This is a genomic window from Affinundibacterium amnicola (assembly GCF_014284275.1).
Lineage (GTDB): Bacteria > Pseudomonadota > Gammaproteobacteria > Burkholderiales > Burkholderiaceae_D > Undibacterium > Undibacterium amnicola.
The window spans coordinates 133,134-148,288 of sequence record NZ_JACOFU010000007.1 but is presented as its reverse complement, the minus strand read 5'-3'; the positions used below and the strand labels follow the sequence as shown (position 1 = coordinate 148,288).

The following is a 15,155-nucleotide window of genomic DNA, read 5'->3' as shown; positions in this document are numbered from 1 at the left end:
ATTTTTGTTTTAGTTCCTTTGGGTCGTTGGTTTTATTGTAGGTCTTCGCGGCCAATTTTAGGTTCTCATCATTTATCAAATATTTTTTTGTTGAACTCGGTGCTATGGAATTTCAGCTAATGTAATAATGTGGGGTAACGAGGTATCTTTTCAATAAATTGGGACAAACTCTGTTATTTCATTAAAGGGTTGCAAGAGTGGCTAAGATTTGATTCTTTTCATTGGTTAATGCTTGATTTGTTATATCAATGGCGGGTTGGAATATATTCATATCCATTTCGAAGTGATTAAACTCATTTAGTAATGTTTTCCTCGATAAAAAGAAAACTCGATTCTTTACCGAAGCCTCATCGCTACCAGGAAACGCCGCCGTAATTATGTTAGAAAGCATATCGAAATTTTTGGTATTCACATCAAATTTCGAGACCAAATTCTTTTCAGTATTTAGTCGTAAGAATAAATACGTAAAAGTGTGAATAAGTGTTTTGTGAAGTAACGGATAGTTTTCTTTCTTAATTGCGATTGGATTGTCGCAATTGAGTTTTGTAATATCATCCGCAGATACTTCATAACTACCTTCAATTACACCATCACCAATAATTTTTCTATAAATATCACTTAAATTTACTTTTTCAGTTTGGTAACCATGCATGACTTTTGTGAGACTGTTTTTTTCCTCAGGCATGTTGAAAACTTGTGCACATCCTCGAAGAAACGGAGTAATCGAAACTAAGAAAGCGAGTTCATCAACAATTTCTGCTTTTATCGGCCCACGTAACAGATCGAGAAACTTGGGTATATACAAAAGGATTTCTGTTTCTTTTTCGTTGACGAAAATAAAGCCATTTTCCTCACTTTGCGTATTGTTCAGATAATAAAGCTTGAAACATTTTTGCATCTGATGTTCTAGTAACTTTATTAGATCTGTATTGTGAGTCAAAATTATCGTTTTTTTTGCATTGAGAAGTTTTAAAATTGCATATGCGATTTTGTTTTTATATATCGAGTCAAAGCTAGAGATCGGGTCATCAAGTACGATAATTTCTTGCGGTACTTTTTGGGCTTTTAAGAGTTCGAATGCAAGAGATAGAAAATTCTGCTCTCCATTGCTTAGAGATAGGTTCTTTCTGTCGGCATTTAGAAATTCGTCAGTTCCAAGAAGTAATCGGAGGTTGTTATCTTGATCACGGATTAAGGTGATTTTTTTATCTAAACAATCATTAAGGAATTGTTCTATAAAAATAACGTCTTCGTTTTCAAATTTCGGTTTTTCTTTTGTCAAAGTCTGGTATTCGTCCCATAAAGCAATGACCCCTGATTCCAATACTGTTTCAATAAATCTATTTAGTATTAAAACTGGATACGCTTCAATACATTTTTCTATATTTTTTTTTGTTTCCGCAATTGGACCAGAATCACCGGAAAGAAGTGCGGATCGCAAGGTTGCTGTGATACCGAAAGGATCTGTTTGAGGTAACTTAGCGATGATGCCATTAATAACTTTGTTGGTTTTTTCACTCAATGAAGTAGCCAACATTTCTTGTTGACCCTTCTTTTTTTTCAATGTTGCATTAGAGTCAATTTCATGATCGCACACTACACATTCTTGAAGATAATGAAATTTATTGAGAATCTTGATGGCGTCTTCATTTTGTTCGATTTTTAGAATAGCTTTTTCATCGTCATCCAGGTTAAATATTTGGTCTAAAAAAACTCTGATAGCAGATTCTCTAAGTTTGTAATCCTCGATAAAGAATTTGAGTTTCTCAGTTTCGGGTGAAGTAATCTCCTCCAGAATCCTTCCTCTATAGAATTCTATGAATTTCTTGCGATCTATAGTTTTCCCTTTTGATTTGTTATTTGCGATATCTGAGATCTGTTGAAAAAAATCACTGTTTGTAAATAGTGAATCGAATAGAGAATTCTTAGTCGATATTCCAAATTCAGTTTTCAGCAATGTCGATAACTTTGAATCGAAAAGTAGTTGAAACGTTTGATTAATATTATTTTTTAATTCGTATTCACGACGTATATTGTCACCGAGTATAAAATCTTCGGTGCTGCCTTGAATTATGTTCCTATCGTTTTGATCTGAAATTACATGTGCAAAGGGTGCCTCACTTTGATCAATGGTATTAGCATCTATTTTTACGCTGTACTCTGTATCTGAGTCCCTTGCCAGTACTTTTGCTAAGCTGGTTTTCCCAGTTCCATTTGGACCGTAAATTACTACTACTTTATTTTTGTTAAATTCGATTTCATTATTTTGGGTTAAATTTTTGAACTCATCACAAAAAATGTTTTTCTTCATAAGCTTGTTGAATGTAATTTTCATTCGAGTCCTTTTGTATTTAAATCTTAGATTTAATTTCTTATTGGAAGTAAATTGGAAATCTTTTTCGATTTACTTTTCATTTCAGCTGTGAAATTTTAAGTCATGAAATACAAAGCAATTTGAGTGCCATATGGAAATTGTATGTGAGTCTACCAAATTCATCGTATCGTTACGAAATAAGTATGGTTTGGCATGTAAAGTTACACGTAAAATTTCGTCGCAATTTAATCCAAAGAAACAAAATGCCCCAAACCCGCCCAGCCAAACCAACAGACATCCCCGGCATCCTTGCTCTGCAAAACCGCAATCTATTAAGCAACCTAAGCGAAGCAGAACAAAAGAACGGCTTCGTCACCACCGCATTTACTGTCGCGCAGATTGAAGTATTAATGGCGGATGGCGGTGTGTTCGTCGCGGTTGAAGCTTCCGCAAATGATCAATCAGAAACTGTGATCGGCTATGCTTTGGCGGGGACTTGGGCTTTCTTTGCGCAGTGGCCGATTTTTCCGTTCATGTTGGCGCGTTTGCCTGCTTTACATTTTGAGGGGCAGGCGATTACGGAGGCGAATTCTTTTCAGTATGGCCCTGTGTGTATCGATGCGGCGTATCGCGGGCAGGGGGTGTTCCCGCGTTTGTTTGAGACTATGCGTTTGGGGATGTGTGAGCGTTATCCGATTGGCGTGACCTTCATTAATCGTCTCAATCCGCATTCCTATCACGCGCATACGAAGAAGCTGGGGATGACGGTGATTGATGAGTTTGAATTTAACGGGCGGCCTTATTATGGTTTGGCGTTTGATATGGCGCGCTCTGTGTTGGGTGGTGCGGTGCTTTAAGGATTTTGTCTGTGACATCTATCCTTCGCACCTGTCTGATATTTTATAGGCTTGTTGCTGCGATAGCGATTAGATTTCTGTTCATAGTAGATCACCATCGCAGCGTTAGCTGGCATTTAATCAGAAGTCTTTTGTCTGCTTGCTCGCCATGAAATAAGCCCCAGAATAAATAACGCGGAGCTAAACAGCATCACAATTGAGATGTAAAAAAATTGCAGTTCTTGTGCTACTGCTTTTTCAGATTCAACAGTCCAAAGTACTTCCTTTTTTTTGACTATTTCAATATTCGGCCATCCGTCTAAGAAATCTTCTAGCGTTCGCCGCGGGCACGCATCAAGCGGTTTAGCTTTTTCTAAAAGATCTTCGGCGCACGACTCAATTGATAAACGTTTGATACCTTCTTCATGGAAGCGACCACGAATTTGCCGTACGTCGTTAAACTCAAATTGGTAAGTATTAAGATGCGATTGATAGAATAAAAAATTTACCAACGCACTTATGGTTAGCAATAGCGCTAATACTGCGAGCTTTTTTTGCGTGGTAACGCGTAAATTTTTTCGGATAAAGACAGTTAAAAATAGAAACAAACAGATCATGACGAAAAACACGATCTTGACGGTGTGTACCGCGCTTTCAATCGGCGGCAAAATACTGAGCAAAAAATTGTCGGCCAATCCAAATGCCGTGCTAACAACGGCTGCAGCACCTACAAGAATGGCCGTTAAGCCTGCGAAGTGCGCGCTCTTACTCATGTTGAGTCACCACATTTACATCATCTGGCCAAATTAAATCTAATGCGGCAGAAGTGGAACTCATCGTGATTCTATTTGATGTGTAAGACTTGGCAATTTTCCGTTTCTGCACCAAATTGGCCATTTCTTCGTAGGCGTGTATTGGCCCTAACCATAAAGTCACTCCTTTTCTAGCGATTTCTCCAATCGCTGGCGAGGTTGCCTTTGAAAATGTAAAAGTGCGCAAGTAACTCTTAATTTCATCTAGCGTGTAAAAGGTCGGACTATCAAAAACTGCTGTAGGTAAAACATATACCCACATGGGTTCTGGAATCGCAGCAGCAGTTGATGCTCTAAGATTGACGGTTAGTGTGCGTATATCATGCGGCGATCTTCGTGCACGTATATTGGCATTTATTTCGTTTAAATTTTGAGCCGTTTCGTTGGCTCGCATGAATGCAGTTGGATCAGGATGTGAAGAATTGCTGATATTTTGGGTTTCTCGTAAAGCATCGTCTATATAGAATTTTGACAGCGCTATTTCAATACCGGAGAGGTTTGAATCGTTGTCTCTTAATAGTTCAGCTGCTTCTACTATTGTTTGGGTTTGCTTTAGTTGCGTTTGCAAATTTGATTGATTGGGCAGGTTCAATTTCAGATTTTTTTGTATATTGTCTACCTCGGTTTTCGCACGTATCACATCATTTTCAAAAATTGCACCAGGCTTGATTTCCCCTAGGTTGGTCTTGTTTGCCAGATTGTTCGTGCTTTGATTTTGCAGCAGTAAGTGAACGCGCTCATCGACTTTTAAGGTTTTTGATGCAGTTAATTCAGGGTTTAGCTTGTAAAAGGCGTCAAGACTATCTTGATCGTCTTTGTAGCCTTGCGTTTTCAAAAATTCATTCGTTGATTGAGACTTATTTATTCGAAAGGATTTTAACGCCAAATTTTTTTCATTTTTAGTTAGAGCAGAAACTTGGTCATCTGTCATTTGAATCTTTGATTTTGATGTAGGCATAGATTGCCCGTGCGTTAATCCGCATAAGAAAAACATCCCGATAAAAATTGAAATCTGTAACATATATTCCTCACTAAATTCGTTGGAATTCCAATGTGAAAAAAATGAACTCTTGTAACACTGAGAGATATGCTTACCTTACTCGATTAGAAAGCTAGTCTCACCGCTCTACCTAATTTTTCGCCTTTTCGCTCAAAGTAAGTCACGGTAATGCCATCTTTATCAATATCTAATCTTGCAAAGTTGTCGTCCGAATAGAGTTTCGACGCACTGCCGACGACATAATTGCGGTTTTCGTTACTGGCTAGCTTACCTTTTAAAACAAAGTCGCCTTCTTCCATGTGTGGATATGGCCAAAAGAACGATGAGGAAATGATCGTAAACACTTTAAACTCTGGGTCATCAGGGCAAGTTAGTTGCGCTGTGAATGAGCAATGTACGTCGCCTGAAACGAAACTGACTTTGCGGATTTTTTGTTCAAAAATGTAATTCAGTATTTTTGTACGTTCAGGTAAGAAAGCGCCCCATTTGTCATCAGAGTCACTTTCTAAGTCGGGAATAAAAGGTACGGAAGTGACGATCATTTTTGCGCGGCCAGAACCATCAGATAGCCATTTCAAGAGGGCGTCCATTTGATGTTTTTTGATCATTTGGCGTTTGCTGGCATCCTCGCTCCATATGCGTTCGGTACGAACATCCATCACAAACCAATCAGCACATCCATCAGAGAAGTTATACCAAAGGTGTTTCGGTGTACCTGAAATCCAACCATCACTGTCGAGTGAAAATACGGGGCTATGGCTGCATTGATACACTTGATACGCATGAATCGCACTTGGGTAGAGTGTGGTCATGTCTTTGGAGTCTGCCTTTGCTGGCCAATTGTCTTCGATTTCATGATCGTCCAAAATCATGTAGGTCGGAATTTGCGCCATCAATTTTTGTATGTGTTCTTGTGTAAAGGCAACACGATAGCGCTTGAAAAAATTCTCTAAGGATTTGTCTGGCGCTAGGAAATTCAAATCATCCGCATAAATTTGATCACCGACCATTAATATTCCGTGAACAGGGTTTGTTTGATGCTGTGCCAAAATAGATCGAAATGCTTTGTCACCGCGATCATCAAAGATGGAAAGTCCAAAGACTCTTAGTAAATATCGACACGAGCCGACGATGTATGAACGTGCCGAGGTTTTTTGCGCAGTGGAGGTCTTTAAAGTCCAAGTATCAACTTTATCCCAGTCAAATTGAGAAATCGATTCAGCGGCTTCTAATTCCATATCGCCAGAGAACCAAGCAGCTTTGTATTCATACTCGGTGTTTGCTTTTAGTTCTGTCAGGGGGAAAACACCAGTCATGTCAAAGTTTGGCGAAAGCTTGGTGAGCTTTATTTTCTTTTCAGAACCAGGTTTACCTTTTTGGTTCCATTGCACGACACCAAAGCAACGTCGATAAGTGTCACCATCTGATTCGAGATCGCCGCGAAACCAGATTCTTGCTTCGTTCTCGGTGGTATAGCCAACGATGGGGCCAACTGTTGGTTTGAATAATTTCATTTCTTCTCCTTAGCTAGGATACTTATTTTGAAATAGTGGACGAGGAAAATTTTGTTACGGACGTGACAGGTGTTGCTGGTTACCCCAAGAGAAAAGCATGGGCGTAGTGCGATCCATGCAATTCGATTTGGATAGTCAATCTATGCATAATTCATGCCACGCGAGAACATGGAATTTGGGGTTAAATCGCTACGTTTCTTTGCGTGTTTGCACCGCCCTTGCGTGTTTTTTCATGTAAATTTACACGGCAAGCTGAGAAGGGGGACTTTGAGTACATGCAATGTGGCAATATTTTTCACGTGAAGTGATGCATAAATTTTGATCTTACTTAGATAATTTGAAATGCAAAAAAGCCGTACAGCCAAATCCTCTGACGTTACCGGCATCCTTGCTCTGCAAAGCCGCAATCTATTAATCAACCTCAGCGAAGCAGAACAAAAGAAAGGATTTGTCACCACTGCATTTACTGTCGCGCAGATTGAAGAGTTATTGCTCTTTGGCGAGGTGTTTGTTGCGGTTGAAACTTCCGCAGTTGATCAATTAGAAACCGTGATCGGCTATGCCTTGGCGGGGAGTTGGGCTTACTTTTCGCAGCGGCCGATTTTTCTGTTTATGTTGGCGCGTTTGCCTGCTTTATATTTTGAAGGGCAGGTGATTACGGAAGCGAATTCTTTTCAGTACGGTGCTGTGTGTGTGTCGATGCGGCGTATCGCGGGCTGGGGGTGTTTCCGCCTTTGTTTGAGACTATGCGTTTGGGAATGTGTTAGCGCTATCCGATTGGCGTGATTTTTATTAATCGTCTCAATCCGCATTCCGCATTGTCGTCACTTCGATGCGCATACAAAGAAGCTGGGGATGACGGTGATTGGTGAGTTTGAATTTAATGGGCGGCCTTATTATGGTTTAGCGTTTGATATGACGCGGTCTGTGTTGGGTGGTGCGGTGGGGTGTTAGTTCCCTCTCCCGCAAGCGGGAGAGGGCTAGGGTGAGGGTGGTTCAGTATGTACAAAGTATTTGAAAGGCATAAATCTATAATCAATTAGGTTTCAATGACTTTATTTAAATCTGAGCCTCCCTCATCCCCGACCCTTCTCCCGCTTGCGGGAGAAGGGAGTTAAGAAATTTACTCCTTACAGCAGTGTGCTATTCGCGTCAACTAATGACGCTGAAAGGGTTTGCTTGCATTTGATCTAAACTCTGATTTCTCAAGCATCTGCTAATTCAGGATGTAATTTGTAGCCGAGTGCGTGCATAACTTTGAGCACAGTTGCGAAGCTGGGGTTGCCTTCTCCTGATAGGGCTTTGTAGAGGCTTTCTCTTCCTAGTCCTGTGTCGCGCGCTAGGTCTGTCATGCCGCGTGCCTTTGCGATGTTGCCTAAGGCTTTGGCGATGAAGGCTGCGTCGTCACCTGCTTCATCGAAGCATGCATCCAGATACAGCAACATATCTTCTTCAGTTTTGAGATGTTCAGCGGAATCCCAATTGCGTAGTGCGGACGTGCTCATTTTAGATCCTTAGTTCTTGCGCTAGATTCAACGCAGTTTTGATATCGTTTGCTTGTGTACTCTTATCGCCACCGACTAATAAAATAATAATCTCCGCACCAGATCGTTTGAAATAAACACGATAGCCAGCGCCCGTGTGAATACGCATTTCTGAGATACCATTGCCGACTGGCTCGCAATCGCCAAAGTGACCTGACTCGGCGCGGTCAATTCGCATTTGTATACGTGCTTTGGCACTGCGATCTTTTAATGCCTCAAACCATAAATCAAAGCGATGCGTTGTTTTGATCTGATACATTTTAAGTGTATCCCATTTTATACACAATAAACATTCGTAGTTTTCCTTTATCTTGCAAGGGATGAACCATCATTTTAAATTATTTAAGTATATAAAAAGACACTTTTATTTGAAATTTAAATCACCTTACCAGCATCACGCATCTGTCGTATCGGCGACATCAGCAACGCGATAACCACAATCACGATCAGCAATGCGCCGCTACCTGCGAATAATTGGGTGAGGCTGATGCTGTGCATTAGCCAGCCTGTCAGTGCCGCCGAGACGGGGCTGATGCCCATAAAAATGAACATGAAAATACTCATCGCACGTCCCAGCATGGCGGGTGGTACTTGGCGTTGTATCCAGGTGAAGACTGCCACGTGTAGGTAGCCGCCGAGTGCGCCTATGGCTAATAAAATTGCAGCGCCTTGCCATGGGACGTGGATCAATCCCATAGGCATAAATAGCAGCGCGACTAAAGTATCTATGAGTAAGATCGTGCTGCCCAAACTGCCTAGTCTTAGCTTGGGAAAGACAGACGACATCGCCATACCTAGCAGCGTTCCTGCTCCATGTGCCCCGGCTAATAGGCCCAGTACACCAGCGTTATTCCCTAGTTGTTGTGCCAATAAAGGCATGGCGATTTGCATAGGCCCCATGATGAGAAATGCGATGGCGGACCAATACAAAAAGCAGGTGCGCATCATGGTGTCGTTCCAGCAATGACGCAGTCCGCTCATGGTCGCGCTGATTAAGGATTGCTTGGATGCTTGTTGATCGGTCTTGATGGCGAGCATGTTCACATGCGATAAAGTCCATGCAGAAAATCCATAGCTAAAACAATCGACAAAAAATGCCATCGCCAAACCTTTTTTGTCGGCGATATCCATCATGTTCGCAGCATTTAAATTCGTCGCTAACCCAGCCTGACCTGCTTGAGATGCCGTCGCATGATCGCCTAATAGCGCGATTAAACCACCTGCCATCAAAGGTCCTAAAAAGAAAGTGATCTGGCGTAAGCCCAGCATCATGCCATTGGCCGCCTGCAAGTGTTCCGCGGTGACTACGCGCGGTAACATCGAGGTTCCCGCAGGAATACTAAACGCGGTTGATAATCCCAAGAGCAAGGCGATTAGGTAGATCATCCACAAGCTCAGGCTGGAAGTCATTAATAGCACAACCAGAATCGCCAGTAACGCGGTATTGATGTACTTGGTCACCATCATCACCGATTTGGGATCGTAGCGATCCACGACCGCACCACCAATCAACATAAAGAGTGCGCGCGGGATGCCGAGTAATGCCAGTACGATGCCCAAGGTGAATGTATCTTGACTCATTTGCAGCACCAGCCAGGGCAGGGCAATCAGCGTGAATTGATCGCCTAGCATAGAGGTGATACCGCCCGTCAGCATCCATAGAAAATTGCGGTCACGCATAAAGCCGCGTGCTGGCTTTGAGTTGTTGTTCATAAAAACTCCAGATAAAGGAATAGCCTTGTCCGCCGGACTTGGCTGGAAAATGTGTTGTGGTATTTGCTTAGATGCTTATTGCGGTAGTGTTTTTTTCTTCAGCGATTTTTTTGGAATCGTTTCAGCCGTTTTGGGTGAAGTTGATGCTGTCGAACTCTGCGATTCGATATAACGTATGCCTTTGCCTGCGTAGTCGAGCACTTCTTGCGATAAGCCACCGCCTATAGTTAATCGCGGTTCTTTTTCATGGATTTGCCGGATCTTTTGTACCGTTTCAACACGGTTACCCCATGCATCTAGAAACATAGCGCGCCAATCTTGAATGCGCTTTAAGGCAATTGGATCGGTGACTTCAACTCCGGCATCAATGAATTTTTTGAGGTCGATAAATAGCTCCGTCCAGTTGTCCATATTGCGCATAAATGAGGGACGAAAATATTGGCATTCCTCTTCACTCAAATAGCGTCGATAGATTTGGTAACGGATCTCTATCGCTGCCACATTGATGTAATCCATCATGGCGTTATCGACGCCGCTCATCGCCTGTATGGACGGCTCGTCTCTATGCATGTCTGCGAATTTTTTTAAGAGGCGCGGATTGGGCACCGATTGATGCACGGTCTCTAACCATTTTTGTACTTGCACTAAAACTTGCGGTGCGCTTGGCGGGATTTTTGCGTCCATGAATTCGCGGATTTGCGCCACGATGGGTTGCATTGCCATGTCCATTTTTCCGCTACTGACATCCTTATGCTGACGCCACAGGGCGATGTCTTCGGGGCTGAAATATTTAGACCGCAGGCTCATCATTTCTAAGGTGGATAACCAGTAATCCATATTCGGCTGGTCATGTTGTTGTAGTTGCTCGTCTAATTCCAGCAAGCGTTCGCGCAGCTCTTGGCTTTGTTTGATCTGCTCTTCCAGACTAAGAATTTGTTGGCTAATAACACCACGCAGATCCGCAGTATCACCTTGGATTAATTCAGCAATTTCTTGCAAGGATAAATCCAAACGGCGCAGCGCTTGAACCCTATGTAAGCGGGCGATGTCATGGCGGTTGTATAAGCGATAACCGGCCTCAGATCGCACCGAGGGAGTAAGCAATCCCAGCTTGTCATAGTGATGCAAGGTGCGTACGGTAATGCCAGTGCGTTGGGCTAATTCGCCAATTTTTAACAACATAGGGCGCCTCTTTGACTGCTTCAGGTCGAACATGAATAGGATATGCAGCACACTATAAAGCCTGACGTAGTGTCAGGGTCAAGGGGGAGTTGAAGTTTTTATTGTTTTTTCGATTGAGGATGAATTTGCCGTTTCGCATGACTAACGGCGCTAACTTAAAATGAAAATTGTGCAAGCATTAAATTCCCTCCCCCTTCAAGGGGAGGGCTAGGGTGGGAATGAGTCTCATTTTTTACGTCGAAATTTCTAAGGTTTCGACCATAATCCATCCTTGTCCACATCCCAATCTTCCCCTTGAAGAGAAAGGAGCTAAAAGTACAAATTCCAAGCAATAAAAATTGAGTTAATGCTTAATCCGGTATAACGATTAACGTGGTCTTGATGACTCAATATCTCTATTTGTTTTCTCTTTATTTTTATTATGAATAATATTCGCCAATAGATTCGACTACGATTTTGTAAGTCATTGGTTTTAAAAGAATTTCATTAATTTTCAATTTGTATTAATATTCGCCAACGTAGTCGCCAAATTAGTCGTCAAATTAGTCGTCAATGTATTCACCATTTGCATGGGAAGTATATGTCTAAATATCACTATCACAGTCCGCATCAAATGCATCCTTTGTTGCCCAGTGGCGCGAAGGTAGATGCCTTGCGTCCATTAGCGGCACAATTAATTAGCCGTGCTAAAGATTTGCCAGCGCAAGGGCTGCCGCAGTTGCGCAGCTTATTGCGAGAGACTTTGCGACCGATGAATTCGTTTTATACGAATAAGATAGAAAGTCAGCATACGACGCCCTTATTGATTGCGCAGGCGATGAACCGGGATTTTTCTATGCAGCCAGATGAGGCGCGTAAGCAGCGGGTGGCGATTGCCCATATTGAGACTGAGCGCTCAGGTGAATTGCATTATCCTATTTTTGATGCAGCTACTTTTTTTAAGCCTGAGATCGTGCAAGCGATTCATGCACATTTGCATGCGCAATTGACATTGGATGATTTGACGCAAATAAGCGATGAGGGTATCCAACAGATAGTTCATCCTGGCGAATGGCGTGAGGCGGGTGTCAAAGTTGGGCAGCATATCCCGCCAGATCCCGCGACTGTTCCATTGTTTATGGAGGCGTGGTGTCAGGCGTATGAGCGATCTGCCGCGGGAGAAAATGCTTTGATTGCGCTGATAGCGGCACATCATCGCTTGACCTGGATACATCCATTTTTAGACGGCAACGGGCGCACAGCGCGTTTGCATACACATATGGGCTTGCATGCTTTGGGATTGACGCAAGGCTTGTGGTCGCCTATGCGCGGATTGGCGCGGGCACAAGATAAATATTATGAGCACTTGATTAAGGCAGATCGTGATCGGCAAGGGGATTATGACGGTCGTGGGGTGTTGACTGAAAAAGGTTTGATCGCGTTTATCGAATTTTTTATGACGGTGTGTCTTGATCAGATTGCGTTTATGAGTGACATGCTTGAAATCGGCAATTTTGAAGCCCGATTAGCGCAGATGTTGGCGGCGGAATCAACCAGAGACGCAACCAAAGCTTTGAAGGTAGAAGCTGCTGCACCATTGGCTTACTTAGCTATGATCCCATCATTGGAGCGCACCAAATTTAAGGGCATGATGGGTTTATCTAGTCGCACAGCGGATCGTGTTTTGGTCGACCTGTTTAAATTGGGAATTGTGATGTCAAAGTCACCTAAAGGGCCAGTTGAGCTTGCTCTGCCGATGGCGCAATTTAAGTACTTGTTTCCTCGTTTGTGGCCAGAGGCAGAGGTGAGCCTTGATTAGACGCAAACCGTACCGTCAAAACGCACTGTATTTATGACCGCTAGGTGTGCGGCGCGGGTTGCACTCGCCCTACAAATGCTACATATTCTCCAAACTCTGTTTCACTCCCCCAATTACGCAACCTAAGCTTCTGATTTGCCGTTTGATCTGATGCCGATGGAAAGCGTACTCGCTTGTCTTTACTATCGTGTTTTGGAATGGATGTATTTCCAAGATCATTGAGGCATTGCGCATGAAAGATAAAGTAGAGAAATTCCCTTCTGGGCAGTATTACGGCACGAATGCATTTGACCGACGTTTTCCGCGTATCGGTTTGAGTCATTTGCGTGCCACGGTGCCTGAGCATGAGGTGAAAGAGCACAGCCATGCTGGCGCGCATATGGTGTTGGCGACGCGTGGTCGTTATGTGACTTCGGCGGCGGGAGCGCAGCGTGAAGGACCTGTGCTGGTGTATAACCCGCCGGATGTGGTGCATCGCGATCGTTTCGCGGGCGAGGGTGGTTGGTTCTTTGCGATTAGTTTTGATGCAGAAGATTCGCGTGATCTGTACGAGCAAATCAAGCTGCCTGATTTTGCCCTCCGCAATCACGATCCGTTGGTGATTCAACAGGCGTTTGGATTGCTAAAAGCGGCAGCTACGCGTGATGCAGTTAAGCTCGATTTGGAGGTGTTAACGTTGAACATCTTAAGCAGTTTGAATCTGCAAGTTCCTTTGTCACCAAATCCTCCGCCATGGTTGCAACGCGCGCAGGAAATGATTGCGGATTTGTCGGATGAAGATTTGGGTATTGCCGATATCGCGGATGCGATCGGCGTACACCGCGTTTATCTGGCACGCCAATATCTTCGTCATTTGGGTTGCACTCCTGGTGATGATTTGCGGCGGCGTCGTGTTGAGCGTGCCACGCAATTGATGATGACGAGTGATCAAACATTGACGGACATCGCGCTGAGTTGTGGGTTCTGTGATCAAAGTCATTTGAATCGGGCGTTCTTACAGCAGTGGGGTTTAACGCCGACTGGTTTTACGAAACTGAGTGGTTTGAAAGCAGGTTTCAAATATCCAAGACTCAATTGAAATCATCGTTCAAGATTTGGCTCACGTAATTGAACGACTGAATGACTTAATGTTTGACTTAATGATTTAATGACTTAGCGAATGGAGTTTTGATATGAATCGTAAATATGCCCTAGGATTTCTTTTAAGTGCAGCCCTGCTTGAAAACCATGCAATCGCCCATCCCCAAAATGATAAAAACGATTGGGTAAAAGAATCACCCGCTTCGCAAAAATTAGATGCGGCAAAATTGGCTGCGATGGATGAAGCGATCAAAAAGGGAACGTTCCAGCAGGTCACCAGCGTATTGATCGCCCGACGTGGCCAGCTTGTTTTTGAATCTTATTATGATGCTGATGGGGTAGAGGGATTGCGTAATACCCGATCTGCGACGAAGACGGTCACCGGCATGTTAGCGGGCGCGGCGATTGATCGTGGTCATATGGCACTCACGACGCCTATCTTGAGTCATGTTAAACGGAAGACTGCAATAGAAAATCCTGATCCACGCAAGGCCAAAATCACCGTTGAAGATTTATTGACGATGAGCTCGATGCTGGAGTGCGATGATCAAAACCAGTTCTCTCGCGGCAATGAAGAGCGCATGTATCTGATTGAAGATTGGGTGAAGTTTTATCTTGATCTGCCGATTAAAGGTTTTCCAGCATGGATTCCCAAACCATCTGCATCGCCTTATGGACGCTCGTTTAGTTATTGCACGGCTGGCTCCACGACTTTAGGTGCTGTGGTGCAAAGTGCGAGCAAAATGCCGTTGCAGGATTTTGCACAAAAAGCTCTGTTTGCGCCTTTGGGTATCACCAAGACGGAATGGCAATTTTCCCCTTTGGGTTTGGCGCAAGGTGGTGGCGGTTTAGGCTTGCGTAGTCGTGATCTTTTGAAACTTGGACAGCTACTTGCCAATGGTGGCACATGGCATGGAAAGCAGATATTGCCAGCCGCATGGGTAAAGGCATCCGTCTCTCCACAGGCGGAGGTTGATGAACAACGCAAGTATGGCTATCTGCTGTGGTTGTATCCATATAGTGCAAAAGGTGTGACACATCAATCCTATCAAATGGCGGGAACGGGTGGTAACAAGGTGGTGGTTTTTCCTGGTCTAGATATCGTGGCGTTGGTGACGACGACCAATTATGGCGTGCGTAGTCCGCATCAGATTACGGATAAGTTAATTGCTGAGCATATTCTTGGTGCGCTTGAATAATGTGCTAATTTCTTTTGATGATGTTAAATCTAGCAAAGGATGCTTGAATATCTGATTGAAATCTATCCCAGCCTTCCCCTTTGTAGGCATTGACGTCTACACAAGTTGAGATAGGGATAAAACTCCCTCTCCCGCAAGCGGGAGAGGGCTGGGGTTAGGGTGG

Annotated in this window: 13 protein-coding genes; 5 read left to right on the top strand and 8 right to left on the bottom strand. The window is 43.5% G+C overall.

Annotation, left to right across the window (positions count from 1 at the left end; genetic code table 11):
- Positions 1-181 precede the first annotated feature (181 nt).
- Positions 182-2,335 carry an AAA family ATPase gene (locus H8K33_RS15975; protein ID WP_186892047.1) on the bottom strand — a complete coding sequence of 718 codons (2,154 nt, stop codon included), beginning with the start codon at positions 2,333-2,335 and terminating at the stop codon, positions 182-184.
- A gap of 242 nt (positions 2,336-2,577) precedes the next feature.
- On the opposite strand from H8K33_RS15975, the gene H8K33_RS15970 reads away from it, so the two are divergent.
- On the top strand, positions 2,578-3,171 hold the full coding sequence (locus tag H8K33_RS15970; protein ID WP_186892046.1) for a GNAT family N-acetyltransferase: 594 nt from the start codon (positions 2,578-2,580) through the stop codon (positions 3,169-3,171).
- A 116-nt stretch (positions 3,172-3,287) separates the two neighbouring features.
- Here the strand turns inward: H8K33_RS15970 and H8K33_RS15965 are convergent, their stop codons facing one another.
- The 3 genes from H8K33_RS15965 to H8K33_RS15955 form a co-directional block, all read right to left on the bottom strand.
- Positions 3,288-3,830: a hypothetical protein gene (locus H8K33_RS15965; RefSeq protein ID WP_222613453.1), complete on the bottom strand. Its 543-nt coding sequence runs from the start codon at positions 3,828-3,830 to the stop codon at positions 3,288-3,290.
- An 85-nt stretch (positions 3,831-3,915) separates the two neighbouring features.
- Positions 3,916-4,983 carry a hypothetical protein gene (locus tag H8K33_RS15960; RefSeq protein WP_186892044.1) on the bottom strand — a complete coding sequence of 356 codons (1,068 nt, stop codon included), beginning with the start codon at positions 4,981-4,983 and terminating at the stop codon, positions 3,916-3,918.
- An 83-nt stretch (positions 4,984-5,066) separates the two neighbouring features.
- The gene (locus H8K33_RS15955; protein ID WP_186892043.1) at positions 5,067-6,476 is read right to left on the bottom strand and encodes an alkaline phosphatase D family protein; all 1,410 of its coding nucleotides are present in this window, start codon (positions 6,474-6,476) and stop codon (positions 5,067-5,069) included.
- A 342-nt stretch (positions 6,477-6,818) separates the two neighbouring features.
- Here H8K33_RS15955 and H8K33_RS15950 point away from each other — a divergent pair, with 342 nt between their 5' ends.
- The gene (locus H8K33_RS15950) at positions 6,819-7,262 is read left to right on the top strand and encodes a hypothetical protein (protein WP_186892042.1); all 444 of its coding nucleotides are present in this window, start codon (positions 6,819-6,821) and stop codon (positions 7,260-7,262) included.
- Positions 7,263-7,681: 419 nt separating this feature from the next.
- Here the strand turns inward: H8K33_RS15950 and H8K33_RS15945 are convergent, their stop codons facing one another.
- From H8K33_RS15945 to H8K33_RS15930, 4 genes are all read right to left on the bottom strand, one after another.
- Complete coding sequence (locus H8K33_RS15945; RefSeq protein ID WP_186892041.1) at positions 7,682-7,981, bottom strand: addiction module antidote protein; 300 nt, start codon at positions 7,979-7,981, stop codon at positions 7,682-7,684.
- Position 7,982: 1 nt separating this feature from the next.
- On the bottom strand, positions 7,983-8,279 hold the full coding sequence (locus tag H8K33_RS15940) for a type II toxin-antitoxin system RelE/ParE family toxin (RefSeq protein WP_186892040.1): 297 nt from the start codon (positions 8,277-8,279) through the stop codon (positions 7,983-7,985).
- A gap of 116 nt (positions 8,280-8,395) precedes the next feature.
- A complete protein-coding gene (locus H8K33_RS15935) occupies positions 8,396-9,733 on the bottom strand; it encodes an MFS transporter (RefSeq protein WP_186892039.1) in 1,338 nt (445 codons plus the stop codon).
- Between the two features lie 75 nt (positions 9,734-9,808).
- A complete protein-coding gene (locus H8K33_RS15930; RefSeq protein ID WP_186892038.1) occupies positions 9,809-10,915 on the bottom strand; it encodes a MerR family transcriptional regulator in 1,107 nt (368 codons plus the stop codon).
- A gap of 580 nt (positions 10,916-11,495) precedes the next feature.
- Between H8K33_RS15930 and H8K33_RS15925 the strand changes: the two genes are divergently transcribed.
- From H8K33_RS15925 to H8K33_RS15915, 3 genes are all read left to right on the top strand, one after another.
- Positions 11,496-12,713, top strand: coding sequence for a Fic family protein (locus H8K33_RS15925; protein ID WP_186892037.1), 1,218 nt, complete (start codon positions 11,496-11,498; stop codon positions 12,711-12,713).
- A gap of 232 nt (positions 12,714-12,945) precedes the next feature.
- Positions 12,946-13,791, top strand: coding sequence for a helix-turn-helix domain-containing protein (locus tag H8K33_RS15920; RefSeq protein ID WP_186892036.1), 846 nt, complete (start codon positions 12,946-12,948; stop codon positions 13,789-13,791).
- Positions 13,792-13,885: 94 nt separating this feature from the next.
- On the top strand, positions 13,886-14,992 hold the full coding sequence (locus tag H8K33_RS15915; protein WP_246443669.1) for a serine hydrolase domain-containing protein: 1,107 nt from the start codon (positions 13,886-13,888) through the stop codon (positions 14,990-14,992).
- Positions 14,993-15,155: the final 163 nt, after the last annotated feature.